Source organism: Actinoplanes utahensis (assembly GCF_016862455.1).
GTDB lineage: Bacteria > Actinomycetota > Actinomycetes > Mycobacteriales > Micromonosporaceae > Actinoplanes > Actinoplanes utahensis.
In genome coordinates this window covers 1-25,894 of the sequence record NZ_BOMZ01000119.1, presented here as the reverse complement: position 1 = coordinate 25,894, position 25,894 = coordinate 1, and the positions used below count along the sequence as shown (strand labels likewise).

The following is a 25,894-nucleotide window of genomic DNA, read 5'->3' as shown; positions in this document are numbered from 1 at the left end:
CTCTTGTCGAGACGAGAAACATCGACAAGTATGACTTAGCGTGCACGATGAACCACATCCTGTGACCTCCTGGCCGCCATCTAGCTGGGCCGCGCTGGTCGAGAGCGGCGTCAGGCACACCTACCAACCGGGCCAGCACATCCTTCGGCAGGGCGAAGAGGGCAGCTGGGTCGTCGCGATCATCAAAGGCCGCGCGCGGGTGGTCTACCACGCCGCCTCCGGCTCGGAGATCCTTCTGGCGATCCGGGGCCCGGGTGATCTACTCGGCGAGTTCGGTTACGGAGATCGCGAGCCCCGGTCCGCTTCAGTGATCGCCATCGAGCCGTGCCTAGGCAGCCTGGTCACGGACAGCCACTTCACCGCCTGGCTCGCTGCCCACCAGAACCATCGTCAACTGGACCGGTACGTCCTAGCCAAGACCCGGGAAGCTGCCAAGGTCACCTGGCAACTGACCCGGTGCCGCCCCGCGCAACGTCTCGCCGCGCTCCTTCTCGAGATCGTCAGCACCGGCCGCTCCCGGTCGCCGGAACCGCTGACCATCCCCATGTCGCAGGAAGAGATCGCGCGCGGGCTGGGCCTGGCACGGAGTTCCATCACTCCGGTCCTCGCCGAGTGGAAACGCCGACGCATCGTGTCCATCACGCGGTCCCACATGACAGTCCTCGATCTCGAAGCGCTCCAGCGTGAACTGTGACCGCCGACGCTTTCCCCGCCCTGGGTCCAAATCTGGACAACGCTTACGCCCTCCGCCGCCAACGATCGGATCTGTTCGATACGGACCGCACCGCTGGGAGGACCTGATGCCGGAACACCACCCCGATGACGCCACCGATCTGCCTGACCTGACGGCGATCATGGTTGTCGACGTCGAGAAGTTCAGCCGCCACAACGACCTTCAGCAGGACGAACTCGCCCAACTGATCCCCGAGGTGCTCGAGGACGCCTGTCACCGTTGCGGACTCGAAGAGCTATGGGAACAAAAGATGTTCCCCGACAGCACCGGAGACGGATTCATCATCGGGTTCGCGCCCCGGCTCCTGCCCCACGTGATCGACCGATATCTCGCCAGCCTGCAGGAGGTGCTGGCAGCCAGGACCGCCCGCCTACGGTCACGGGGTATGCGCCTTCGAATGCGGCTGAGCGTGAACCTCGGGCCGGCGCGAGTGCTGGCGAACGTTGACTCGCCAGTCGGGTCGGCCATGATCACCACGCATCGGGTGGTGGACGCGGGTGCACTGCGCGCCCTCCTGGAGCATTCCGACCCCGACGTGACGATGCTCGCGGTCGCGCTTTCGGAGCGGGTCATGTCGGATGTCGTCGCACCCGGTCACACCAGGCGGCTGAAAGCTTCACAGTTCGTCGCATGTCCGCTCGAGATCAGTGGCAAGGACTTCGCGGCGACAGCCTTCCTGCACGTGCCGGCGCTCTCCGGAGATCTCCTCCGGCGCGGACTGATCGGGGTGCTCCCCACGGATCCTGTGGAAATTTCCCCAGCCCCCTCCGGCAAGCGAAAGAAGCCGATTGCGGGCGGAACGACCCCGGTACGGGTCATCGGGCACGGCAACGTCACAGCCGGCCGAGACGTCAACCAGTCCACGCACACCACGACCGTCCACGGCGATCAATACCAGGCGGCCCGCAATATGACCGTCCGGCGGGAGGGCCGGTGATGGACACCGATACCGCGCCGTTGTCCGACGACCCGCCCGATCTGGACGCAGAGACCGATATCGGCACCTACCAGGATATCGAGACTTACTCGCCGGTACATGCGGGCCGCGATGTGGATCAGAGCCGGCACTCCGTGCACGTGGCCCGCGACCAGTACGTCGACAGCACCGTGATCTTCCAGCAAGTGACTGCCGCGGTCACCTCGATCCTGAAAAAGCGTCACACCACTGCCGAGACCCTCGCTGAGCAGCTTCGCCGGTATCGGCCGCCGGATGGGCTGCAAGAAATGACGTCGCGCCTGGCGACCGACCGGGTGCTGGTGTTGCTCTGCCCGGCGGAGGTACGCCGCTGTGGCCAGCGGGCGGCAGCCGCCTATCTGGTTCATCGCATCAACGAGAGCGCCCCGTCCGGTGAAGCCCTGGATCTCCAGGAGTTCGAGGACGAGGAGATGGAGCTGGAGGAGACCGCCCGCAGCGCCGCCGACGTCGCGCTCTACTTCGACTTCGCCGCTCAGGGCAGCAGCCCGGCAACCGCGGACCGTCTACGGCAGTTGAGCGTGCTGGAGCCCGAGCTTGCCGCCGCCGGTTGCGTCGCGATCATGGCGATCTCGGACGATCACGCCGAGGAGGCACACAAGCAGTTCCCGAGACGGGTTCACACGCTGAGGCGAACCCCGCCGGAGACGGTATTTCGCGCTCAGGCGAACCGCCTGCCACCGGCCATCGTCGATGACCTGGTCTCCGATGAGCGGATCACGCGACACCTGAAAGATGCCTGGCCACCACATGCCACCTGGTTGGCGAAACTGGCGGCCCAAGCACATGCCAGCGGCATCACTGACGTCGGCGGCATCATCGGGCACATCGATGGGGCGCTGTCGAATTGGCGGGAGCAGGCTCGGGAGCAGTTGCACAAACACCTTCCCGGCCCCACCAGGGCACTCCTTCTGGCGACCGCACTGCTGGAGGGCTGCGAACCCCTGACCATCGTGGCGGCACGCGATCTCCTGCTCCAGGCGAGCCGATATCCGGTTGATCAGGTCAACGTGCTCGAAGGCACCGATGTCGTCACCGAGTTGCAGTCACTCGACGAGGACCTCCTGCAAGCCGGCACCACGCGGTTCAAGCGTGCTGGATTCGGGTCAGCTCTGCTGAACCTGGCATGGCGCGAATATCCCAAGCTACAGCCCGTACTCCTCAACTGGATTGATCGAATTCCGTCCATCATCCTGGGACAGTCTGCGACCGATCTCGACGGCTTGACGCGGAGTGTGGTCGCCCTGGCGGCACACGATGGCAGTGGGCAGATCGCGGTGCAAGTGGCCCAACGATGGACCAATGTCTCTGCTCGCTTCCATTCCGCCCGGCGCGGGGCCACGGTGCTGGTGCTCAGGGCTGCCTGCCTCCACCCGCGCATCGGCCACGACATGCGCCGCCGTACGTACGAGAAGTCCTATTACCGAAGTCAATCTCCCCGATTTCGCGCCGCACTGGCCGAGGCTATTGGCTGGTTCGACATCTCCCACCAGGCAGCGGCAATGACCCGCCTCAAGCATCTGGCGCGTGGTCCCGAGGAAGAAGTGACGACGGCGGTAGAGCAGGCAGTGATCCGTCTGGCAGGTGAGATGGATCTCGCACAGCTTCTGCGGTACCTGACTGAGTGGTTCTCCGACGACGATCCCCGCCGGGCCGAGGTGGCAGCAGCGGCCGCTGCTCGTGCTATGGCCACACCGGGCACGTTACGAGCACGGTCCGGTTCCGCTGCCGACAGTGTCGCCTTCTGGCGGAAGTCGATGGACTGTCTGCCATCGGAGACAGTCGCCGGCCTCATCCGCTCCCTGCTCCGATTCGCCGATGCCTTTCCGGGCGAGCGGGACACGAGCATCCAGGTTCTGTGCGACGCCGCAGGGACGGATCTCCGCCGGATCGGTCAGCTCTTCTACGCCACTCGCCCGGCGGATCAGGACCCCGCTGTCGACGGCCCGCTGAATGACCTGTTCCAGCAGGTTCGCCTACAACTCGACGAAATGCTGCCCGCCAGCTGGGCTGGCGAGGAGGAGGACCGCTAAATGTTTCGCTGGTGGCAACGCTCGATGGATGGTCCTCCGGAGCGTCCAGCTGTTCCGTTCGACGCCGTACCGGCTCCGGCCCCGAGTCCCAATCTCGTCATCCGTCCGGCCAGCCGCGACGACCACTTCCCGTTCGAGGTGCATCTGGTGGTGCGCTACTGGACAGGGGAGGGTGTCTCCGTACCCGATCCGTTCCTCATCGCCCAGACCGGCATCGATCGCCGGGTCCGCCGGATCGCCCGCCAGTATCCGATCACCGAGGCCAAGCGGGTCCGCCGGGAGCTCGAGGTCGCCCTGAACGGGGAGGACGAGGTCGAATCCACCGGAGTGGTCGCCTGGGCCGGTTGTCTCGGGGTCTACGCCGCCACCCAGCACATCGAGGTGATCCGGCGCTACGAGGAGCTTCGCCGGTCGGAAACCCTACGGGTGTGGGAACGCGAGACGGAGGAGGCGGAGATCGCCTACCTGAGCCGGATGATCGACGATCCCACGAAGGCCACGGCATGGTGGTTCCGTCAGAATCCGGACGCGGTTCGTCAGCTTCCGGAAATCGCACGCACCTTCCAGGAGCTCCGCGCGGATCTGACGGGCCACCGTCAGGAGGTACGGGAGAGCAACGGCGACAGCTGGGACGAGATCTTCGCGGAGTTCGAGCGCCGGGCGAACCCGTCCGCTCGCTACCTTCTCGAGCATCAGCTCCATCGCATCTTCACCGAGCACAAGCTGGGGGATCTCGCCGATCGGGCGCGGCTGATAGACGGCAACGCGGCCCGGGACGAAAGGAGTCAATAAGATCGATCTCGGTGTACGGTGCGCGGATGCGCCGCACCCTGGCCGTCGCCGCGCTCGCCTCGACGGTTCTCACCACCGCTTGCACGTCGTCCCCACCCGCCCCCGCGCCGTCCACCGCCGCGCCCACCGCCTCCCGCGCGGCCGGCACCGACTACGGCGTCTGGGCGGCGGGCCGGTCCACGCCGGTCACCGACCCGCTCTACCCGGAGAAGGGCAACGCCGGGCTGGACGTCCTGCACTACGGGCTGGAGCTGGACTGGCAGCCCGCCGGCAAGATCCTCACCGGGGTCGCGACCCTGCGGATCCGGCCGGTCACCGACGCTCCGCGGATCACGCTCGACTTCACCGGGCTCACCGTCGACAAGGTGACCGTCGACGGCAAGGCCGCCACCGGGACCGTCGAGAAGGCGAAGCTGGTCGTGCCCACTCCGGTCGTCGCGGACGAGCCGGTGACCCTGACCGTCGCGTACCACGGCACTCCCAAGCAGGTGGCGATCCCGTCGAACCGCGGCGACGCCTCCGAGGGCATCGGCATGCGTGCGGAGAAGAGCGGGGCCCTGTGGACGATGCAGGAGCCGTGGGGCGCCCTGACCTGGTACCCGGCCAACGAGCATCCGTCCGACGAGGCGCTCTACGACATGGCGGTGACCGTGCCGAAGGGCTGGATGGCGGCCGGGCACGGCACGCCGGGCCCGGTGGAGGGCAACACCTACCACTACACGAGCACCGATCCGGTGGCGGCGTACGTGGCGACCCTCTCCGTCGACCGCTACCGCAAGGTGGAGCAGGCGGGCCCGCACGGGATGAAGCTGACCTACTTCGTGCTGCCGGGCGCCGACGACGTGTGGCTGCCGGCGCTGCGCAAGTCCCCGGCGATGATCACCTGGCTGGAGAAGCGGCTCGGCACCTATCCCTATCCCACCGCGGGCGCCCTGATGAACGGCTCGATCTCGGCCATGGAGACCCAGCAGATGCTGAGCATGGGCCGCAAGACCATCCCCGCGAAGGAGATCGCCTACTTCGAGCAGGTGCTCGTCCACGAGTACGCCCACCAGTGGTTCGGTAACACGGTCACCCCGAAGACGTGGACCGACCTGTGGCTCAGCGAGGGCTTCGCGATGTACTTCGAGCTGCTCTACCAGCAGGAGCAGGAGAAGGCGACCGACGCCCAGCTGGAGTCGTACCTGCGCGAGGCCGACGCCGAACTGCGGGCCGAGGTGGGGCCGCCCGGGAAGCCGAAGGCGGGCACGTTCGCCGAGAGCAACGTCTACATCTGCCCGGCCGCGATGCTGAAGGAGCTGAACGACGCGCTCGGTGACAAGGCGTTCTTCGCGCTGGCCACCGCGTGGGCGCGGGACAACCGGAACACCAACCAGGACCGGGCCGGCTTCATCGCCTTCGTCGACAAGCAGACCGGCAAGGACTTCACCAAGCTGATCGACACCTGGCTGGACTCGCCGAGGACACCCGCCTGAGCCCGGGGAAGGGGACCCGCGGGCCCCCTTCCCCACAAACTCAGAGAGCCGGCGGGGTGAACGTGCCGACGGCCGACTCCAGGGCGGCGGCGACCCGGTACATCCGGTCGTCGGCCATGGTCGGGGCCATGATCTGGAAGCCGACCGGCAGGCCCTCGGAGAGACCGCACGGGACCGAGATGGCCGGGCCGCCGTACAGGTTCGTCGGGATGGTGAACAGGTCGGCCAGGTACATCTGGTACGGGTCGCTGGTCCGCGAGCCGAACGGGAACGCCACGAACGGGGTGGTCGGCGAGATCAGCACGTCGACCTGCTCGAACGCGGCCTGGAAGTCGCGGGTGATCAGGGTGCGGACCTTCTGCGCCTGGCCGTAGTAGGCGTCGTAGTAGCCGCTGGACAGCGCGTACGTGCCGATGATGATCCGGCGCTTCACCTCGGGACCGAAACCGGCCTCCCGGGTCAGCGACATGACCTCCTCGAGCGAACGGCTGCCGTCGTCTCCGGTGCGCAGGCCATACCGCACGCCGTCGAAGCGGGCCAGGTTCGACGAGGCCTCGCTCGGGGCGATCAGGTAGTAGGCGGGCAGCGCGTACTGGAAGTGCGGGCAGGACACCTCGACGATCTCGGCGCCCAGCTTGACCAGGGCCTCCACCGACTCCCGGAACGCGGCGACGACGCCGGGCTCGGAGCCGTCGCCGGCGAACTCCTTGACCAGGCCCAGCTTGACGCCGGTCAGGTCACCGGTCGCGCCCAGGCGGGCGGCGGCGACGACGTCCGGCACCGGCTGCTGGATCGAGGTGGAGTCGCGCGGGTCGTGGCCGGCGATCACCGCGTGCAGCAGGGCGGTGTCCTCGACCGTACGGGCGCACGGGCCGGGGGTGTCCAGCGACGAGGAGAACGCGATGAGGCCGTACCGCGAGGTGCCGCCGTAGGTCGGTTTGGCGCCGACCGTGCCGGTGACCGCGCCGGGCTGGCGGATCGAGCCGCCGGTGTCGGTGCCGATCGCGAGCGGCGCCTCGTAGGCCGCCAGCGCGGCCGCCGAACCGCCACCCGAGCCACCCGGGATGCGGCCCAGGTCCCACGGGTTGTTGGTCGGGCCGTACGCGCTGTACTCCGTCGACGAGCCCATCGCGAACTCGTCCATGTTGGTCTTGCCGAGGATCGGCATGCCGGCCCGCTTCAGCCGCTCGACGATCGTCGCGTCGTACGGCGGCTTCCAGCCCTCGAGGATCTTCGAGGCGGCGGTGGTCGGGACGCCCTTGGTGGTCACCACGTCCTTGACCGCGATCGGCACACCGGCGAGCGGCCCGGTGATCTCGCCCCGGTCGACGGCCTCGGCCGCCTCCAGCGCCCCGGAGCGGTCCACGTGCAGGAAGGCGTTGACGCGGTCGTCGACGGCGGCGATCCGGTCCAGGTGGGCGGTGGCCACCTCGACGGCGGAGACCTCACGCGAGGCGATGAGCGAAGCCAGCGCGGAGGCGGAGAGCCTGGTCAGGTCACTCATGGTCACTCCTCCTCGTCCAGGATGCGCGGCACCCGGAAACGGCCCTCGTACGCGTCCGGAGCGCCGGAGAGCGCCTCGTCCTGCGTCAGGCTCGGCACCGGCACGTCGTCGCGGTACACGTTGGTCAGCGGAACCGAGTGCGAGGTCGGCGGGATGTCCTCCGCGGCCACCTCACCGACCCGGGCGACCGACTGCAGGATCACGTCGAGCTGACCCGCGAATCGATCCAGCTCCTCTTCGGTCACGGCGAGCCGCGACAGGCGCGCCAGGTGCGCTACCTCTTCGCGGGAGATGGCGGCCATCCTGCCCCCTCGTTGTTCGGCGTAGTACGTGCGAAGCCTGAGTCTATTTCGCCGCGTTTCCCGGGTCGGACCGGGCGGTACCGTGCCAGCCATTTCCTCAGATCGGCGGCGGGCATCGGGCGGGCGTGGAACCAGCCCTGCGCGCTGTGGCAGCCGGCCGCCGCGAGCAGGCGCCAGGTGACCTCGTCCTCCACCCCCTCGGCGACGGACCGGAGACCGAGATCCCCGGCGAGACCGATCACCGACCGTACGATCGCCGCGTCCCCCGGGTCGGTCGCCATGCCCAGCACGAACGAGCGGTCGATCTTGACCTCGGCCAGTGGCAGCCGCCGCAGATGCTGCAACGACGAGTACCCGGTGCCGAAGTCGTCGAGCGAGATCGCCACCCCCATCCGGCTCAGCCGCGTGGTGGTCTCCAGGACGCGGTGCGGATCGGCCATCAGCGCACTCTCGGTGATCTCCAACTGCAGGAGCCGCGGGGGTACGCCGTACCGCTCCAGAAGATCACCCACCCGGTCCGCGATGTCCCCGGCATGCAGGTCGCGGGCGCTGACGTTGACCGCCGCCCGCAGCGGGGCGCCCTCGTCGCGCCACGCCGCCAGCTGCACCACCACCTCCTCCAGCACCCGCGCGGTGAGCAGCCGCATCACCGGCGTCGGCTCGGCCGCCCGGAGCAGTTCCTCCGGCCCGACCGTGCCCCGCCGCGGGTGCCGCCAGCGCAGCAGCGCCTCCACTCCGGCCACCTCGCCGGTCGCGATCGCGATCTGCGGCTGGTAGTAGAGGACTATCCCGTCGTCCGGCGGCTCCCGGCGCAACGCGGTCCGCAGGTCGGCGACCAGGGTCAGCCGGTCCGGGGTGAGCCCGGCGGCGTCCGGCCCGTGCACCGCGACCTGATCGCCGCGCTGCTTCGCCTCGTACATCGCGGACTCGGCCTCGCGCAGCAGGGTGCTGCCGTCCCGGCGGCCGGACTGCAGCGCTATCCCGATCGACGCGCTCAACTCGACCGGGGTGCCGTCCAGCGGGAACGGGCGGCTCAGCGCCTCGGTCAGGTGCTCGGCGATGCGCCGGGCCGACGCCGGGTCCTCGACCCGGGTGGCCAGCACCGCGAACTCGTCGCCTCCCAGCCGGACCACCATGTCGTGCGCCGGAACCACCGACGTCAGCCGGTCCGCGACCCGGGTCAGCAGCCGGTCGCCGGCGCCGTGACCGAGCGCGTCGTTGACCGTCCGGAACCGGTCCAGATCGAGCAGCAGCAGAGCCCGCCGCCGATCCGGCGCCCGCTCCGACATCGCCACCTGCAGACTGCGCCGGTTCGGCAGCCCGGTCAGCGCGTCGAAGCGGGCGGCCCGCTCGGACTCACCCGCCCAGCGGACCATCCGGTGCACGGCGTGCAGCGCCAGCAGGGCGAGCGGCAGCAGCGCCGGACTGACCCGGGCGGCGACCAGCACCACCGGCCCGAGCAGCAGCAACGCGGCGGTGGCCAGCAGATCGGCCCGCCCTCGACGCCGCCGTGCCGGGGTGCGCCCATCGGTGGTGAGCCCGCGGACCAGGGCCGCGACCGCGTACCGCCCACCGATCCAGGCGAGCGCCGCGGCGCAGATGACGACCGCGTCCCACCACTCCGGCCCCCCACCGATCGCACCGAGGAGGCCGCCCTCGCCGCCGTCCCACCCGCCGCTCAGGCCGCTCCGGTCCCCACCGGCCGGGCCGCCGTCACCACCGGCCGGGGCTCCCTCGAGACTGCCGCCGAGGCGTGGGGACGCGAGACCCGCGACGGTCGCCGCGGCGATCAGCGCCGCGGCGTGCTGCAGAGCGAGGTGCAGGGTACGGCGTACCGAGTGCCGCATCCGCACCCCCGCCACCGCCACGGCGACCACCTGGACCGCGCACGCCGGAGCCGCTCCCCAGGCCAGCGCCACCGCGAAGGTGAAGCAGATCGACGGCAGGATCACCGCGCTGGCTCGGCGGCCCGGCACCAGATAGGGCCGGACGTCGGCCACCACGGCGAGCACCGCCATCACCCAGAACGCGGGCGGCAGCGCACCACCGGACCAGAGCAGGACGGCGGCGGCGATCCCCGCCGACACGGTGGAGAGGACGGCTGTCCGGCGGTGCCGCGAGACGGCCGTCCGCGGGCGAGCGGCATCCATGCGACCTCCACGATGGCCTCGATCACCGGTCGCATACACCATAGATCCATATGGCGCTTTTTGCCCTAAAGCACCTAAACGTTGCTACTCGCTCATATACTCCTGAACGTACGATCTCCCACGTTTCATCCTCCCGGGTGACCGCGGCCCACCCGCGAACCCACTCCCGGTCAGCTCTCCGGAGTGGTCTCCGCCACCGCGCGGGCCGCCACCGGCCCGTCGGCCAGCAGCACCCCGAAACCAGCCTCGTCCAACACCGGCACCTTGAGCGCGATCGCCTTGTCGTACTTACTGCCGGGGTTGTCACCGACCACCACGAACCCGGTCTTCTTCGACACCGAACCGCTCACCTTGCCGCCCCGATTGGTGATCTCCGCAGCCGCCTTGTCCCGGGTATAACCGGCCAGCGTGCCGGTGACCACCACGGACAGCCCATCGAGCGTCCGCGGCCCGGTCTCCACCCGCTCGTCGGCCATCTTCACTCCGGCCGCCCGCCATTTCTCGACGATCTCCCGGTGCCAGTCGACGGCGAACCACTCCCGCAGACTCTCCGCGATGGTCGGCCCGACCTTCTCCACCGCCGCGAGCGGATCGACCTCCTTGACCCTCCGTTTCCCGGCGGCCGGCGTCTCATCATCGGCATCGCCCGCGGCCGCCGGCTCGCCGACGATCTCCGAGCCCGCCGGCTCATCCGGGACCGTCGGCTCCGCCCGCTCCCCGGAGTCCGGCGACGGCGAGGAAGGAACGGGTGAGCCGGCGGGCGGCGCAGACCCGGGCGCCATCGACGGCTCATCCGAGGCGGAGGGCGAGGGGTCCGCTGGGGAGGAGGACGGGGAGGTGATCGGGGCCGCCGAGGTCTGAGCGACGACCGCCTCGATCGCCTCCATCGAGCCGAACTCCTGAGCCAGCGCGCCGGACGCGTCCGGGCCGACGTGCCGGATCGACAGGGCCCGCAGAATCCGGGCGAGCGGCCGCGTCTTCGCCTCCGCCAGGCTCTGCAGCATCTTCGCCGCGTTGGCCCCGAGCGTCCCGTCCTTCCTCACGAAGAACGGAACTCGGAGCAGATCCTCCTCGGTGAGCGCGAACAGATCACCCTCGTCGGCGATCACTCCGGAGTCGATCAGCGCCCGCGCCGATTTCTCGCCGAGGGCGTCGATGTCGAGCACCGCTCGCGCACCGATGTAGGCCAGGCGCTCGCGACGCTGGCCGAGGCAGAACCGCGAATTGGGACACCGGATGTCGATGTCGCCCTCTTTGGCGGGGGCGAGCGGCGTGCCGCAGTCGGGACACTCGGTCGGCATCACGAACGCCCGCGCGTCCGCCGGCCGCAGATCGAGCACCGGGCCGAGGATCTCCGGGATGACGTCACCGGCCTTGCGCAGCACCACCGTGTCGCCGATCAGCACGCCCTTGCGAACGACCTCCTGCGCGTTGTGCAGGGTCGCGAACTCGACCTCGGACCCGGCCACCGTCACCGGCTGCACCACCGCATAGGGGGTAACCCGGCCGGTGCGCCCGACGTTGACCTGGATGTCGAGGAGCTTGGTGGTGACCTCCTCGGGCGGATATTTGAAGGCGATCGCCCACCGCGGCGCCCGGCTGGTCGAACCGAGCCGGCCCTGGATGGCCACGTCGTCGACCTTGACCACCACGCCGTCGATGTCGTGCTCGACGTCGTGCCGGTGCTTGCCGTAGTGATCGATGAACTCGCGCACCCCGGCCAGATCGTCGACCAGCCGCCACCGCTCGCTGACCGGCAGACCCCACGCCTTCATCGCCGCATAGGCCGCCGACTGGGAGGCCGGGCTGAAGCCCTCCCGCGCGCCCAGCCCGTGCACCACCATGCCCAGCCCGCGCGCGGCGGTGACCCGTGGATCCTTCTGGCGCAGGCTGCCGGAGGCGGCGTTACGCGGATTCATGTACGTCGGTTTGCCCTGCTCGACCAGCATCGCGTTGAGCGCCGCGAACGCCTCGGCCGGGAAGTAGATCTCGCCCCGCACCTCGACCAGGTCGGGCACGTCGTCGCCGGTGAGCTGCTCCGGGATGTCGCGGATGGTCCGCACGTTGGGGGTGACGTCGTCGCCGGCCCGCCCGGTGCCGCGGGTGACGCCGCGAACGAGACGGCCCTTCTCATAGGTCAGGTTGATGGCCAGACCGTCGATCTTGAGCTCGCACAGGAACCGGACCGGGCCGCCCGCGTCCCGCTCGGTCCGCTCGGCCCAGACCGCCAGTTGGTCGAGGTTGAACACGTTGTCCAGCGACATCATCCGCTCGATGTGCTCGACCGTGGGGAAGTCGCCGGAGACCTTGCCACCGACCCGCTGCGTCGGCGACTCGGGCGTGCGCAGCTCGGGGAACCGCTCCTCCAGGCCCTCCAGCTCCCGCAGCAGCCGGTCGAACTCCGCATCCGACACCGTCGGCGCATCAAGCTCGTAATAACGATGCTGATGCTCGCGGATCTCGTCAGCGAGCTCGGTGTGCCGGGCAGCGGCCGCCTGCGCCGGGTCGGCACCGGCAGGCGTGTCCAGCGAAGGAGTCGAATCGTCGGGCACCGGAACCTCCGTGTCAGTGAATCCAACTGGCACGTTAGTCCCACCCACCGACATTTCTCGCAGCCCGCCGTCAAGCCCTCGAAGGAAGGACGGAGGACGCGGAGGGGCGGCCCGGTCAGACCTCGGCGAGCCGGCGGCCGGCCTCCGTGCACGCCTTGAGCAACGCGCGAACGTACCCGATCGGCGCGCCCGACAGCCCGCACGCGGGGGTGACGACCACCTGCTCCGGCAGCCGGGCCGCCGGGAAGCCGAGGCGCTGCCACACCGTGCGCACCCTCTCGGCGATCTTCTTCGACTCGGGCCGCTCCCCGGCCGGCGCCCGGGTCGGCGCGGCGCCCATGAAGATCCCCAGCCCGGCCTCGATCGCCTCGCCGAGCGGGTCGAGGTCCTTGAGCAGCGACAGGTCGAAGGCGACGGCGGTGGCCCGCGCGTCCCGGATCACCTGGAGCGGCACGTCCGGCGCGCAGCAGTGCACGATCACCGGGGTGCCCACCGCTTCGACCACGGTCCGCAGACCGGTGGCGGCGGCCGGGCCGTCGACCTTCCGGTACACGCTGAAGCCGCTCTCGGTCGGCACCCGCCCCGCCAGCACGGTCGGCAGGGACGGCTCGTCGAGCTGGAGCAGCACGGTCGCGCCGGGCACCCGTTTGCGCACCTCGGCCACGTGCCGCCGGAGTCCCTCGGCGAGCGAGTCGGTCAGGTCACGGACCGCGCCGGGGTCGCGCAGCAGCCGGCCGCCGATCGGCAGGTCCAGGCTCGCGGCGAGGGTCCACGGACCGGCCGCCTGGATCTTGAGCGGGCCGGTGTATCCCCCGGCCTGCTCGGTGAGCTGGTCCAGGTCACGTTCCAGCAGGTCGGACGTCCGCCGTAGATCTTTCCCAGCCCGTGCCGCGATCTGCCACCGCCCGGCGTAGACCTGCACCGGCAGGTCGACCAGGAGACCCGCGGTCCGGCCGATCATGTCCGCGCCCGGCCCCCGCTCGGGCAGCTCGGCCAGATGCGGCAGCGCCGGCAACTCGCCGAACACGATCCGCTGCGCCTCGGCGATGTCGTCCCCCGGCAGCGAGCCGATCCCGGTGGCCGACCCCGGCGCCCAAGGGAAGTCAGACATGCGACGCCGCCGGAAGAGAACGCGATCCGGCCGTGATGGTGGCCGATCCGAGGACGATGTCCCCGCCGGGGTCCGGCTGGTACGCCACGATGGCCTGCCCGGCGGCGACTCCCCGGGCCGGCGCCTTCAGCGTCGCGACGAGCGCGTCGCCGGTCACCGTGACGGAGGCGCCGACCACCTCACCGTGCGCCCGCAACTGCACCTCGCAGTCCGCGACGCCGGAGGACGCGTGCCAGATCGGCCGGTCCGCCGTCACCACGTCGACCTCGAGGTCCTCACGCGGGCCCACGGTGACCGTGTTGTTCACCGGGGTGATCGACAGAACGTACCGCGGGCGGCCGTCGGAGGCGGGGACTCGCAGGTCGAGGCCCTTGCGCTGGCCGACGGTGAACCCGTACGCCCCGTTGTGGGTCCCGAGTTTCTCCCCGGTCCGCCCGTCCACGATGTCGCCGGGCGCCGACCCGAGCCGGCTCTCCAGGAAGCCACGGGTGTCGCCGTCGGAGATGAAGCAGATGTCGTGCGAGTCGGGCTTGTCGGCGACGGCCAGCCCACGCTCGGCGGCCTCCGCCCGGACCTGCTCCTTCGTCGAGTCACCGAGCGGGAAGACGGCCCGGTCGAGCTGCGAGCGGGTCAGCACGGCGAGCACGTAGGACTGGTCCTTCGGCAGGTCGACGCTGCGGCGCAGCAGCCCGTCGGCGCCCAGCCGGGCGTGGTGGCCGGTGACCACCGCGTCGAAGCCGAGGGCCACCGCCCGGTCCAGCACCGCAGCGAACTTGATCTTCTCGTTGCAGCGCAGGCAGGGGTTCGGCGTGCGGCCCGCGGCGTACTCGTTGACGAAGTCGTCGACGACGCTGTCGTGGAACTCCTCGGCCATGTCCCACACGTAGAACGGGATGCCGATCACGTCGGCGGCCCGCCGCGCGTCCCGGGAGTCCTCCAGGGTGCAGCAGCCGCGCGCCCCGGTCCGGAAGGTCTGTGGATTACGCGCCAGCGCCAGGTGCACACCGGTGACGTCGTGGCCGGCATCCCGGGCGCGGGCGGCCGCCACCGCGGAGTCGACACCACCCGACATGGCCGCAAGAACTCGCATGACGCCAGCCTATCTGGGTGTCTTCCAGGCTCCCGCCCGGCAGGCTCGCTCGACCGCGCCCGGCAGCGCCGCGAGCAGCGCGTCCACATCCGCCTTGGTGCTGTCGTGACCGAGGCTGAACCGCAGCGACGAGCGGGCCCGCCGATCGTCGGCGCCCATCGCCAGCAGCACGTGACTCGGCTGGGCCACCCCCGCCGAGCAGGCCGAACCGGTCGAGCAGTAGATCCCCTGAGCGTCCAGGAGCAGCAGCAGCGCGTCGCCCTCGCAGCCTGGGAAGGAGAAGTGCGCGTTGCCGGGCAGCCGTTGATCCGGGTCGCCGTTGAGGATCGCGTCCGGGATCGCGGCCCGCACCCGGGCGACCAGCTCGTCGCGCAGCGCCGTGATCCGCCCCACGTGCTCCTCGCGGCTGGTGACCGCGGCCTCGACGGCGGTGGCGAACGCCACCACGCCCGGCGTGTCCAGGGTGCCGGAACGGACGTCGCGCTCCTGGCCGCCACCGTGCAGCAACGGCGTACAGGAGACGTCCCGGCCCAGCAGGAGCGCGCCGACCCCGACCGGACCGCCGACCTTGTGCCCGGTGAGCGTCAGCGCGGCGGCGCCGCTCGCGCCGAAGTCCACCGCGACCTGACCGACCGCCTGCACCGCGTCGGTGTGGAACGGGATGCCCGCCCCGGCCGCGATCGCCACCAGCTCGGCCACCGGCTGCACCGTGCCGACCTCGTTGTTCGCCCACTGCACGCTGACCACGGCGATCTCGCCGGCATGCGCGCGCACCAGCTCGGCGAACGCCTCCGGATCGACCCGCCCGAGCTCGTCCACCGGCTGGAGGGTGACCTCGGCGCCCTCGTGCCGGCCGAGCCACTCCACCCCGTCCAGCACCGCGTGGTGCTCGACCGCGGAGGCCACCACGCGCCGCAGCCGGGAGTCGGCGTCACGCCGCGCCCAGAAGATCCCCTTGACGGCGAGATTGTCCGCCTCGGTGCCGCCGCTGGTGAAGATCACCTCGGAAGGCCGGGCGCCCAGGGCCGCGGCGATGCGCTCCCGGGACTCCTCCACCAGCCGCCGGGCCCCGCGCCCGGCCGCATGCAGGGAGGACGGATTGCCGAGCGCACGGGCCGCCGCGACGTAGGCGTCGAGCGCGGCGGGCAGCATCGGCGTGGTCGCCGCATGATCGAGGTAGGCCATCGCCCCCAGCTTAGGCCGTCTCCCCGCGCGATCCCCGTCCGGGAAGATCACACCCTCGACCCCGAGATCGAGATCGAGATCAGATTCCACACCTTGATTCTGTACGCCGTGCGCGGCCCCCGCCGAACTCCCCGTCCCGCCCGTACCGCGCGAGGTGGTCCCGGGACCGGGCCGACCCGCGACCGCCGGGCCGGATGCGGTGGTCACGGCCACCCCACCCGACCGCCCCGCCGGTCGCAACGGCCCGGTGGAACCCCGTCGGCGGAGCCTGCCCGCGAACCGGAACGGCCCGGCGGGAAACCCCGTTCGAACGTGTGGAGTCCGGGCGCGGATGGCGGCCGGACTCCACACGCCGGGGTTCGACGCCGGGCCGTGCGAGAAGCGGGGTGTTACTTGCGCTTGCGGATCTCGTCCGCGGCCTGCGGGACGATCTTGAAGAGGTCACCGACCACGCCGAAGTCGGCGAGCTCGAAGATCGGCGCCTCGGCGTCCTTGTTGACCGCGACGATCGTCTTCGAGGTCTGCATGCCGGCCCGGTGCTGGATCGCGCCGGAGATGCCGAGAGCCACGTAGAGCTGCGGCGACACGGTCTTGCCGGTCTGGCCGACCTGGAACTGGTGCGGGTAGTAACCCGAGTCGACGGCCGCACGCGACGCGCCGACGGCGCCACCGAGCAGGTCGGCGAGCTCCTCGACCAGCTTGAAGTTGTCGGCGTTGCCGACGCCGCGGCCACCGGAGACGACGATGCCGGCCTCGGTGAGCTCGGGGCGGGAGCCCTTCTGCTCGGCGACCCGCTGGACGACCTTGGTGAGCTTGTCGGTGTCCGACACGGCCACGGTCAGCTGCTCGACCGCGGGGGACGCGGCGGACGGCTCCGGGGTGACCGAGTTCGGGCGGATGGTGACGATCGGCAGGCCCTTGGTCACCTTGGACTTGACGATCGCCGAACCGGCGAAGATCGCCTGGGTGGCGGTGCCGTCGGCGTCCAGCGCGACCGCATCGGTGAGCAGGCCGTTGTCCAACTTGATCGCCAGACGGGCGGCGATCTCCTTGCCCTCCTGGGTGGACGCGAGCAGCACGGCGGCCGGCTGCACCCGCTTCACCAGCTCGGCGACCACGGTGGCCTTGGGGGCGACCAGGTAACCGTCGACGTCCTCACCGGACGCGGTGTAGATCTTCTCGGCACCGAACTCGCCGAGCTTGGCGGTGTCGGCGTCGCCGAACACGACAGCCGAGACGGACCCGAGGCCACGAGCGATCGTCAGCATCTCGAGGGTGACCTTCTTGACGCCGTTCTCGACGACGACCAGTACTTCAGCCATTGTTCTCTATCCCCTCGAACTCAGACGAACTTCTCGGTGGCCAGGTACGCGACGAGCTGCTCGCCACCGTTGCCCTCGTCGACGACCTTCGCGCCGCCGGTGCGGGCCGGCCGCTTCGAGAACTCCAGCACCTGGCTGGTGGCGCCGGCGAAGCCGACCTCGTCGCCCGCGACGCCCAGGTCCCCCAGGGACAGCGCCTGCACCGGCTTCTTCTTGGCGGCCATGATGCCCTTGAAGGACGGGTACCGCGGCTCGTTGATGGTGTCCCAGACGCTGACGATGGCCGGGGTGGCCGCGGTGACGACCTCGTAGCCCTCGTCGGTCTGGCGCTCGACGGTCAGCTGCGAACCGTCCACGGTGAGCTTGCGGGCGCCGGTGAGAGCGGCCACGCCGAGCAGCTCGGCCAGCATGTGCGGAACGACCTGGACCCGGCCGTCGGTGGACTCGGCGCCACTGAGGATCAGGTCGGGGTTGAGGGTGCGCAGCGCGGCGGCGAGCACCTTGGAGGTGGCGACCGCGCAGGAACCGTGCAGGGTGTCGTCCTGGACGTGGACGGCCTTGTCGGGTCCCATGGAGAGGGCCTTGCGGATGGACTCGGTCGCTCCGGCCGGACCAACGGTCAGGACGGTCACCTCGCCACCGTGCGCTTCCTTGATCTTCAGCGCTTCCTCGATGGCGTACTCGTCCATCTCGTTGATGACGTTGCTCGACGACGCCCGGTCCACCGAGAAATCAGCGCTGAGAGTGCGCTCGGCACCGGAGTCGGGTACCTGCTTCACCAGTACGACGATGTTCATCGCGTTCCTACGACCCTCCTGTATTGAACGCACCGTTGCGGTCGACCCTGTCCTGGCGCCGGAACGATGCCGGGGCGGCGGACATGTCAGCCAGGTTACCCGTCAGTAGCTTCACTGTTGCCGGCCACCCAGAGTGACACACCTCACCCACGTGGCGATCACGATCGCTACAGTGGGCGATGAGGAGGTGTCAGACATGCCCGGTCAAAACGTCTCGCTCGCGAGGGGCATGAGCCCATCTACGCCCCATAGTCCCTCACGTTCCGATCAGACGGGACCGCAGTCCCATGGTCGAGCGGGGCCCGACTCGCCGTGGTGCCGTTGTGGACGCCCCCGAGAAGCCTGCGTGAGTGACGAAGTCCGCAGTCTCTGGCACGACCTTCTTGACCCAGTGGGTCAATAATCGGCAACGTGTCCGGTGGCTTGAGGGAATGGTTCGACCCGTCGCAGTCCGGCAGCACCCCCGACTACCGGTTCTCCCTCGCCAACGAACGCACCTTTCTGGCCTGGATCCGCACCGGCCTGGCCCTCATCGCCGGCGGCCTGGCCTGCGCGCAGTTCCTGCCCCCGCTGCCGGTCCCCCACCTGCGGGAGATCATCGCCATCCTGCTGCTGGTGCTCGGCGCCCTCGTGGCGCTGCGCGCCGTCGACCACTGGGTCCGCACCGAACGAGCCATGCGCCACGGCACCGACCTGCCCCGATCCCGTTTCCCCGCCGTGCTGGCCGTGGCCGTCGCCCTCGGTGCCTTAGCCATCATCATCGCGGTCCTGATCCAGGTCTTCTGATGCCCGGCCCACGCGCTCGATCCCCGATGCCCAACCCGGCCCAGCCGTCCTCGCCGCCCGGTCCACCCACCCAGGCATCCCCGATCCCCAGCGCATACGCCCGGATGTCCTCGCTGCCCCGCCCGGGCGCCCGGGGCTTCTGATGTCCGGGCCGTGCGCCGACCATCGCCGCGATCCCGGCGCCTGCGCCCGGGTGGCCCGTGATCCGGGCGCGTCGGCGGTCCGCACCCGGCTGGCCTGGCGCCGCACCGGCCTCTCGGCCGCCGCGGTCGCGCTGCTTCTCCTGCGGCCCGCGTTCGCGCCCGGCGCCGGGGTTGGCGAGTCCCTGGTGGCGGCGGCCGCAATGGGCGGCTGGGCGGCGATGGTGGCCGTCGCCCTCCACCGGGCGCGGGATCTTCGGCGCCGTTTCCCGCAGCCGTCACCCCGGACGATCCGCGCCTACGCGCTCGTCATCACGGCCCTCGCGGTCCTCAGCGGATGGGTTGTCATGCTCTGATCGTCGCCGCCGGCGCTTGCGAGGAGCATCATTGCGGCATGGTCCGGGTGTTCATCTTCTTCGCCGCGATCGCGCTCGTGCTGCTGATCCTGGCACTCATCAGCAGCCTCTCGGCCGATCGCGTCCGCAATCTGCCCCGCGTGCTCTGGGTTCTGCTGATCCTGCTCGTCCCGATCGCCGGCCCGATCGCCTACTTCCTCACCGGCCGCCCGCTCAGCACCACCGGTCGGCGCACCACCCGCCGCCCCTCCTCCCCCGACGACGACGCCGAATTCCTGCGCTCCGTCGACAGTGAGCAGTCCCGCCGCGACCGCGAACTGCTGGCCCGCCTGGAACGCGAGATGCACCAGGACGACGAGCAACAACCCTGACCCCCCGCCGCTCACCGAAGCCCGAAAACCAAGCCCGAGATCCCGAACCCGGGGCGCCGTCACCGAGCTCACTCCCGCCAAGCGAACCCGCCCACACCTGGCCGAGCCTTCTCAACACCACTACGGCGGTTGTCCACTTCCGGTCCCCGGGGCTTCTCTCCCACCGTGCTCCGGTACGGGCCACACTGCGTCCCGTGACTCGCGGCGGCCACGGCAGGCATCCCCTCACGACCGTCCCCGGGTGCCACTCATGCATGCCCGTCCCGGCTACCCCGGCTGGTTGTGGCTGCTGACCCGTTCGACCCCACGATCGGCCGCCGACCCCGGCCCAGCGAGGTGAGTAGTCAGGGGACCGCGTCGCGGGCGGGGGACGCCTCGCGGGGCGGTGGGAAGTGGCGGGCCCGCTGCCGGAGCAGGCCGGAAACCTTCCCGGGAAAGCAGAGCGACATCTCGGACGCGGTCGGACCGTCACGGCATCCGTCCCCGTCTCGACGCCGGCCGTGCAACCGCCGGCCCGCAGTGCGAACGGCAGGCTGATCCCCTGAGGCCCGACGTCTCACCGGCCGGGCACCGCTTCTCAGAGGCCGAGCAGTTCCCGGATGTCCTCGAAAACCTGGATGGCGTCCTGCTCGATCGGCTTCGCATTGCCGTAGCCGTAGGCGAGCACCAGCGCCACCAACGGCACGGTCACCATCATCACGAGGCTGAGCAGCACCTGCAGAGCACGGACCACCCTGCTGCGGCGACGCGGGCGGCGGACCCGGGCCGGCTCGGGAGCGGGCTTGGCCGGCGCGGCGGTCGCCCGCACCGGCGACGGCGGACGTGCGGAACCCACCGCGGGTGCGGCTGGTGGCGCCACCGGCGAGATCGGCCGGGCGTGCGCCACCACCGGCGGTTGCGGCCGGGACGGGCGTTGCGGTGATCCGGGCTGCCGCGGCGGTACGGGTGTCCGGCTCTCGTGCTCCGGCGGGCTGGTGGCGACGGTCGCGTCGGGGTCGGGGCGCCAGGCGTCCGCGGCGTGCGGCCACGGGTCGACCGGCGGCCGCAGATGCGGCGGGGTGTCCACCCGGTTCTGCCGCGACGTGCCACCGGGCCCGTCACCGGGCCGCGCGGGCCGGTTCCCGGAACGCGCGGGCTGGTCTCCGGGCCGCCCCGGCTGGTCTCCGGAACGCCCCGGCTGGCCCCCGGGCCGCCCCGGCTGGTCCCCGGAACGCGGCTGGCGTCTCGGCAGTGCCGCCGCCCCGTTCGCCTCGGCTTTCCCGGTCTTCGGCTCGCTGTCGCCGCCCGGCCGACCGGCCTCGGGCCCCTGTGCCGACGGAACGGCCTGAACCGGCGTGGTCGCCTTGCTCGCGACCACTGTCGCCCCGTCGTCCACGCCCGGTTTCGGCGCGACAACCGTCGCCCGGTCGTCCACGTTCGGATGAGACGCGACAACCGTCGCCCGGTCCTCCGCGTTCAGATGAGACGCGACGACGGTCACCCGGTCGTCCACGTTCGGATGAGGCGCGACAACCGTCGCCCCGTCGTCCGCGTTCAGATGAGGCGTGACGACGGTCGCCCCCTGGTCCCGGCCCGGCTGGGGCGCGACGACCGTCGCCCGGTCGTCCTGGACCGGTTCGGGTGCCACCACGGTCGCGCGGTCGCCGGTGGCCGGATTCGGCACGACCACCGGTCTCGGGGTGACGACGGTCGCCGGATCGCCGGGTCGTGGGGCGGCCTGGTCGTCCTCGGCGCGGGCGGGTAGATATCGCGACGGCAGCCGCAGTTCCTCGGTGGGGCCGGGCGCGGCCGGTTCGGTGCTGAGCAGGGCCGCCGCGGCGAGGATGCTGCCTTCCGCGACGACCAGTTCGGGCTGTTCGATGACCACCGGCGGGTCGCCGAGCGCCCGGTGCAGCAGTGTCGCGACGAGCGGGATCCGGCTGGCGCCGCCGACCAGGAAGACACCGGCGAGCCGGCCGTCCGGCAGGTCGGCCCACTGCAGCAGATTCTGGGTGATCTGTACGGTCTGTTCGAGCACCGGCCGGGCGACCGTCTCCAGTTCCTCCCGGGTGAGGTGCGCTTCCACGTCGAGCAGCGGCACCACGAAGTCGGCCGACTGTGCCCGCGACAGCCGTTCCTTGGCGATCCGCACGTCGTCCCAGAGTTGCCGGCGGGCCCGGCGTTCCTCGACGGTGGCCGGTTCCATCAGCCGGCCCCAGTCGTCGGTGCGCAGGTGTTCGACGACCGCGGCGTCGACGTCGAGGCCGCCGAGGTCGTCCCGCCCGTCGACGGCGAGCACCTCGAATCCGGAGGAGGTCCGCGCGACCACGCTGGTGTCGAAGGTGCCGGCGCCGAAGTCGTGCACCATCACGACCGAGCCGATCGGCACGTCGCGGCCGAGGACCTCGGCGAAGTAGGTGGCGGCGGCGACCGGCTCGGCGACCAGGCGGGCGCCTTCCAGCCCGGCCCGGGCGGCGGCTTCGGCGAGCAGGGTGCGACGGGTGGCGCCCCAGCTGGCGGGGCAGGTGAGGGTGACGTCCGGACGGTACGGCCCGACCGCCCGGTGCCATTCCTCGGCGACCCGGGCCAGCACCGCGGCGATCAGGTCGACGACCTCGAACTCACGCTCGCCGAGCAGCACGAGGCCGTCGTCGACGCGCCGTTTCGGGTTGGGCTCGAAGCGGGCCGGGTCGAGGCGGGCACTGTGCACGGCGTCCCGGCCGACGAGCAGGTCGCCCTCCGAGCCGGCGAAGACGGCGGACGGCAGCAGCGGCGAGCCGTCGACCAGGATCGGCCGGGCGCGGCCGTCCGGCCATCGCGCGACGGCCACGGTGTTGGAGGTGCCGAAGTCGACGCCGAGGGCGTACCGCGGACCACCCTGGTCGAGGGACATGCCCGCAGTCTAGGCAATCGCGGCACGTATCCGGGATATCGACTAGCTGCCGCTGAACTCAGGCTTCCGCTTCTCGACGAACGCGGTGGTCCCTTCGAGCCGATCGTCGGTGGCGAACAGGCCGGCGAACAGGTGGGACTCCAGGGCCAGACCGGAGGCGAGGTCCAGGCTGAGGCCCCCGTCGATCGCCTGCTTCGCGGCGCGCAGGGCCAGGGCGGGACCCGTCGTGTACTGCTTGACCAGCGCGACCGCGGTCTCGTACACCTCCGCGGCCGGAACCACCCGGTCGGCGAGGCCGATCCGCAGCGCCTCCTCGCTGTCCACCATCCGCCCGGAGAAGATCAGGTCCTTGGCCTTGGCCGGGCCGATCAGCCGGGCCAGCCGCTGGGTGCCGCCGGCGCCCGGGATGATGCCGAGTTTGATCTCCGGCTGGCCGAGTTTCGCGTCCTCGGCGATCACCCGCCAGTCACAGGCGAGCGCCAGCTCGCAGCCGCCGCCGAGCGCGTAGCCGGTGATCGCGGCGACCACCGGCTTGGGGATCCGCGCCACCGCGTCGAAGGCGCTGGACAGCGCGCCGGCCCGGGCGACCATCTCGGGGTAGGTCACGGTGGTGAACTCGGTGATGTCGGCGCCCGCCGCGAAGTGTTTCCCGGCGCCGTGCACCACCACGGCCCGCACCGACGGGTCGGTGGCCGCGGCCTGCGCGGCCTCCCGCAGCTCCTCCTGCACCTGGGTGTTCAGTGCGTTCACCGGTGGCCGTTCCAACCGGATCGTGCCGATGCCGTCGGTGATCTCGAGCCGCACGAACTCCCCCACAGGAACCCCCTGAACCGCGCCGTTTGCCTGCCAGCCTACGACGGGTACGGGATAACGTGGGCCCTCTGGGGAGGCGAAAATGACCACGTACTACCGGGACCCGGAAGTGCTGATCACATCGACCGGTGTCTGGATGAACGGGCGCGAGTTCCGGCTGTCCGAGCTCCTCCAGGTCTGGTATTCGAAGGGCTCCCGTTCCTGGGGTGTCATCGCCTGGCGGGGCGCGCTGGGCCTGACCATCCTCCTGCCGGTGGTGATCGGCGTGTTCGCCGTGCTGCTGGCGCTGGCGCTCGACATCTCACTGGGTGACACGGTCGCCCTGGCCGTCGGCGGCATCCTGGTCGGGGTGGCCGTGGTCCCGGTCGCCGACCTTCTTCTGGATCGGGTGGATGCCTCCTACGATCGGGGCAGCCGCAGCATCGAGATCTGGGGCCGGGTCCGGGAGGGTGACGTGCTGCTCATGCGCACCGACAACGCACAGCGGTTCGGCCGCGTCTACCGCGCCCTGCAGCGCGCGCTGGAGCCGGCGGTGCGCCGGTGAGGCGGGACGCCGCCGGTCTCGCGGCGCTGCTGGCGGGCACGGGTGTGCTGCATTTCGTGGCGCCCCGGCCGTTCGACGGCATCGTGCCGAGGTCGCTGCCCGGCTCGCCGCGCACCTGGACCTATCTGAGCGGGGTCGCCGAGCTCGCGGTGGCCGCCGCCGTCGCGCATCCGCGGACCCGCCGCGCCGGTGGGCTGGCCGCGGCGGCGCTGTTCGTCGCGGTCTTCCCGGCGAATGTGAAGATGGCCGTGGACTGGCGGCACGCCGCCCCGGCCCGGCGGGCGATCGCCTTCGGCCGGTTGCCCTTGCAGGCCCCGCTGATCGCCTGGGCCTTGCGGGTGGCTCGCTGATCGCCTGGGCCTTGCGGGTGGCTCGCTGATTCGGTGATTCCCCGGTGCGAAACCTCCTGATTCGCGACGATCAGGAAACCATGAGAGCGACCGAGGTACGGCCCACCGGCGTCGAGCGGACCTTCGGGGAGAACGAGCTGATCGTCTCCAAGACCGATGCGCGCGGCGTCATCACGTACGTCAATGAGGTCTTTCTCCGGGTCTCGGCCCTGGCCGAAGGGGAGGCGCTGGGGCGGCCGCACAACGTGATCCGGCACCCGGACATGCCCCGCGCCGTGTTCCAGCTGCTGTGGGACACCATCCAGGACCGGCGGGAGATCTTCGCGTACGTGCTGAACCTGGCCGCCGACGGCGCGCACTACTGGGTGTTCGCCCACGTCACGCCGTCGTTCGACAGGTCCGGCCGGCTGCTGGGCTACCACTCCAACCGGCGCAGCCCGGCGCCGTCGGCGGTCCGCACGATCCGGGAGGTGTACGCCGGGATGCTGACGGCGGAGCGCGCGCAGACCCGGACCCCGGACGCGGTGGCCGCCGGGACCGCGGCTCTGGAGCGGATGCTCGCCGAGCGCGGCCGCACCTACGACGAACTGATCTGGGAGATCACCGACGGCGGTGTCCGGTGAGGGCCCGGCAGGCGCCCGGCGTCGACATGGCCGCCCTGGACGAGGCGGTGCGGATCGTCACCGAGGTCTGCGAGCGGGCCTGCGACGGTGATCTGGAGGCGCGGGTGCCGCCGATCGGTGAGTCGGAGCGGGCGACCCGGGTGCGGGCGGCGATCAACGGGCTGCTCGACCACATCGACGCGTTCGTCCGGGAGGCCGGCGCCGCGTCGGCGGCCGCATCCGAGGGGCGGTTCCACCGGCGGTTCCTCACGCAGGGGCTGGCTGGGGCGTACCGGGCGGCGGCCGAGCAGATCACCCACTCGAACCAGGTGATGAGCCGGACGGCGACCCAGTTCGCGGACGCGGCGCGGGCCCGGCAGGCGCTCGCCGACGAGCTGGAGTCCGCGGTGCTGACCGTCTCCGAGCAGGTGGCCACGGCCGCGACCGAGATGGGCCGGTCGGCGAACAATCTGGCCGACTTCGCCCGGGACGCGGTCACCGACGCCGAGCACGGCCTGGGCACGGTGTCGTCGCTGCGCACCTCGTCGGACGAGATCCGGCACGCGGTCGATCTGATCAACCAGGTGGCGGCACAGACCCGGCTGCTGGCCCTCAACGCGACGATCGAGGCGGCGCGGGCCGGGACGGCGGGCAAGGGCTTCGGCGTGGTCGCGAACGAGGTGAAGAACCTGGCGAACGAGACCAGCGCCTCCAGCTCCGAGATCATGAACCAGGTCAACACGGTGCAGCAGTCCGCGGCCGACGCGATCCGGGTGCTGGAGGCGGTCACCGATCGGATCCGGGAGATGAGCGGGCTGGTGGAGAGCATCGCGCTGGCGGTGGACGGCGGGAACCGCGCCGGCGACGGCGGCCTGTCGCAGCTCGCCGAGGTGCTGCGGGCCGAGGTCTCCCGCTTCGTCACCACGATCCGCGACTCCTGACCACGACCCGGTGTGTGAATCCGGGCCGCTGTCCGCGCCCCGAATTCACACGCCAGGGTGTCAGCCGCGCTGGTAGAACGCCCGAATCGACACGCCGGGG

The 25,894-nt window shown here is 70.9% G+C and carries 23 protein-coding genes; 12 read left to right on the top strand and 11 right to left on the bottom strand.

All coding sequences use genetic code 11. From position 1 onward, the window contains the following. The first annotated feature begins 61 nt into the window (after positions 1 to 61). From Aut01nite_RS41790 to Aut01nite_RS41770, 5 genes are all read left to right on the top strand, one after another. Positions 62 to 694 (top strand): Crp/Fnr family transcriptional regulator, encoded by a 633-nt coding sequence (locus Aut01nite_RS41790; RefSeq protein ID WP_052163994.1) that lies wholly within the window; start codon positions 62 to 64, stop codon positions 692 to 694. A gap of 106 nt (positions 695 to 800) precedes the next feature. Then, positions 801 to 1,670: a hypothetical protein gene (locus tag Aut01nite_RS41785; protein ID WP_052163993.1), complete on the top strand. Its 870-nt coding sequence runs from the start codon at positions 801 to 803 to the stop codon at positions 1,668 to 1,670. Then, positions 1,667 to 3,739: a hypothetical protein gene (locus tag Aut01nite_RS41780; protein WP_043527404.1), complete on the top strand. Its 2,073-nt coding sequence runs from the start codon at positions 1,667 to 1,669 to the stop codon at positions 3,737 to 3,739. Before Aut01nite_RS41785 ends, Aut01nite_RS41780 begins: the two co-directional genes overlap by 4 nt. Positions 3,740 to 3,763: 24 nt before the next feature. Beyond that, positions 3,764 to 4,531 (top strand): hypothetical protein, encoded by a 768-nt coding sequence (locus tag Aut01nite_RS41775; RefSeq protein ID WP_043527401.1) that lies wholly within the window; start codon positions 3,764 to 3,766, stop codon positions 4,529 to 4,531. Positions 4,532 to 4,557: 26 nt separating this feature from the next. After that, a complete protein-coding gene (locus Aut01nite_RS41770; RefSeq protein WP_043527510.1) occupies positions 4,558 to 6,006 on the top strand; it encodes a M1 family metallopeptidase in 1,449 nt (482 codons plus the stop codon). Between the two features lie 40 nt (positions 6,007 to 6,046). Here Aut01nite_RS41770 and gatA read toward each other — a convergent pair whose 3' ends face one another. The 9 genes from gatA to Aut01nite_RS41725 all read right to left on the bottom strand — a co-directional run bounded on the left by gatA (position 6,047) and on the right by Aut01nite_RS41725 (position 18,019). Continuing rightward, positions 6,047 to 7,510: an Asp-tRNA(Asn)/Glu-tRNA(Gln) amidotransferase subunit GatA gene (gene gatA / locus Aut01nite_RS41765; RefSeq protein WP_043527399.1), complete on the bottom strand. Its 1,464-nt coding sequence runs from the start codon at positions 7,508 to 7,510 to the stop codon at positions 6,047 to 6,049. Between the two features lie 2 nt (positions 7,511 to 7,512). Continuing rightward, on the bottom strand, positions 7,513 to 7,812 hold the full coding sequence (gene gatC, locus Aut01nite_RS41760; protein WP_043527397.1) for an Asp-tRNA(Asn)/Glu-tRNA(Gln) amidotransferase subunit GatC: 300 nt from the start codon (positions 7,810 to 7,812) through the stop codon (positions 7,513 to 7,515). Then, positions 7,785 to 9,962 carry a putative bifunctional diguanylate cyclase/phosphodiesterase gene (locus tag Aut01nite_RS41755; protein WP_052163992.1) on the bottom strand — a complete coding sequence of 726 codons (2,178 nt, stop codon included), beginning with the start codon at positions 9,960 to 9,962 and terminating at the stop codon, positions 7,785 to 7,787. Before Aut01nite_RS41755 ends, gatC begins: the two co-directional genes overlap by 28 nt. A 170-nt stretch (positions 9,963 to 10,132) precedes the next feature. Beyond that, positions 10,133 to 12,568 (bottom strand): NAD-dependent DNA ligase LigA, encoded by a 2,436-nt coding sequence (gene ligA, locus Aut01nite_RS41750; RefSeq protein WP_083999305.1) that lies wholly within the window; start codon positions 12,566 to 12,568, stop codon positions 10,133 to 10,135. A gap of 61 nt (positions 12,569 to 12,629) precedes the next feature. Further along, positions 12,630 to 13,625 carry a methionine synthase gene (locus Aut01nite_RS41745; protein WP_043527395.1) on the bottom strand — a complete coding sequence of 332 codons (996 nt, stop codon included), beginning with the start codon at positions 13,623 to 13,625 and terminating at the stop codon, positions 12,630 to 12,632. Beyond that, the gene (mnmA, locus tag Aut01nite_RS41740) at positions 13,618 to 14,715 is read right to left on the bottom strand and encodes a tRNA 2-thiouridine(34) synthase MnmA (protein WP_043527393.1); all 1,098 of its coding nucleotides are present in this window, start codon (positions 14,713 to 14,715) and stop codon (positions 13,618 to 13,620) included. The genes Aut01nite_RS41745 and mnmA overlap by 8 nt, the downstream gene beginning before the upstream one ends. A 9-nt stretch (positions 14,716 to 14,724) precedes the next feature. Next, positions 14,725 to 15,900: a cysteine desulfurase family protein gene (locus Aut01nite_RS41735; RefSeq protein ID WP_043527391.1), complete on the bottom strand. Its 1,176-nt coding sequence runs from the start codon at positions 15,898 to 15,900 to the stop codon at positions 14,725 to 14,727. Between the two features lie 389 nt (positions 15,901 to 16,289). After that, entirely contained in the window at positions 16,290 to 17,222 is a 933-nt protein-coding gene (locus Aut01nite_RS41730; RefSeq protein WP_043527389.1) for an electron transfer flavoprotein subunit alpha/FixB family protein, read from the bottom strand. Between the two features lie 20 nt (positions 17,223 to 17,242). Further along, positions 17,243 to 18,019, bottom strand: coding sequence for an electron transfer flavoprotein subunit beta/FixA family protein (locus Aut01nite_RS41725; protein ID WP_043527388.1), 777 nt, complete (start codon positions 18,017 to 18,019; stop codon positions 17,243 to 17,245). Between the two features lie 411 nt (positions 18,020 to 18,430). Here Aut01nite_RS41725 and Aut01nite_RS41720 point away from each other — a divergent pair, with 411 nt between their 5' ends. The 3 genes from Aut01nite_RS41720 (at position 18,431) to Aut01nite_RS41710 (ending at position 19,672) form a co-directional block, all read left to right on the top strand. Continuing rightward, complete coding sequence (locus tag Aut01nite_RS41720) at positions 18,431 to 18,805, top strand: YidH family protein (RefSeq protein ID WP_043527386.1); 375 nt, start codon at positions 18,431 to 18,433, stop codon at positions 18,803 to 18,805. A 142-nt stretch (positions 18,806 to 18,947) separates the two neighbouring features. After that, a complete protein-coding gene (locus Aut01nite_RS41715) occupies positions 18,948 to 19,301 on the top strand; it encodes a DUF202 domain-containing protein (RefSeq protein WP_052163991.1) in 354 nt (117 codons plus the stop codon). 38 nt (positions 19,302 to 19,339) lie between these two features. Further along, on the top strand, positions 19,340 to 19,672 hold the full coding sequence (locus Aut01nite_RS41710; RefSeq protein ID WP_043527384.1) for a PLDc N-terminal domain-containing protein: 333 nt from the start codon (positions 19,340 to 19,342) through the stop codon (positions 19,670 to 19,672). A gap of 577 nt (positions 19,673 to 20,249) precedes the next feature. Here the strand turns inward: Aut01nite_RS41710 and Aut01nite_RS44565 are convergent. Next, positions 20,250 to 22,544, bottom strand: a complete 2,295-nt coding sequence (locus Aut01nite_RS44565) for an Hsp70 family protein (RefSeq protein WP_268871715.1) — start codon at positions 22,542 to 22,544, stop codon at positions 20,250 to 20,252. Positions 22,545 to 22,586: 42 nt separating this feature from the next. Continuing rightward, positions 22,587 to 23,360 (bottom strand): enoyl-CoA hydratase/isomerase family protein, encoded by a 774-nt coding sequence (locus tag Aut01nite_RS41700; protein ID WP_043527382.1) that lies wholly within the window; start codon positions 23,358 to 23,360, stop codon positions 22,587 to 22,589. A 79-nt stretch (positions 23,361 to 23,439) separates the two neighbouring features. Between Aut01nite_RS41700 and Aut01nite_RS41695 the strand changes: the two genes are divergently transcribed. From Aut01nite_RS41695 to Aut01nite_RS41680, 4 genes are all read left to right on the top strand, one after another. After that, positions 23,440 to 23,901, top strand: coding sequence for a DUF6232 family protein (locus Aut01nite_RS41695; protein WP_043527380.1), 462 nt, complete (start codon positions 23,440 to 23,442; stop codon positions 23,899 to 23,901). Further along, positions 23,898 to 24,251, top strand: a complete 354-nt coding sequence (locus tag Aut01nite_RS41690; protein ID WP_043527378.1) for a DoxX family protein — start codon at positions 23,898 to 23,900, stop codon at positions 24,249 to 24,251. Before Aut01nite_RS41695 ends, Aut01nite_RS41690 begins: the two co-directional genes overlap by 4 nt. Before the next feature lie 80 nt (positions 24,252 to 24,331). Then, a complete protein-coding gene (locus Aut01nite_RS41685) occupies positions 24,332 to 24,874 on the top strand; it encodes a PAS domain-containing protein (protein ID WP_043527376.1) in 543 nt (180 codons plus the stop codon). Next, complete coding sequence (locus Aut01nite_RS41680) at positions 24,871 to 25,794, top strand: methyl-accepting chemotaxis protein (protein ID WP_236642840.1); 924 nt, start codon at positions 24,871 to 24,873, stop codon at positions 25,792 to 25,794. The genes Aut01nite_RS41685 and Aut01nite_RS41680 overlap by 4 nt, the downstream gene beginning before the upstream one ends. Positions 25,795 to 25,894: the final 100 nt, after the last annotated feature.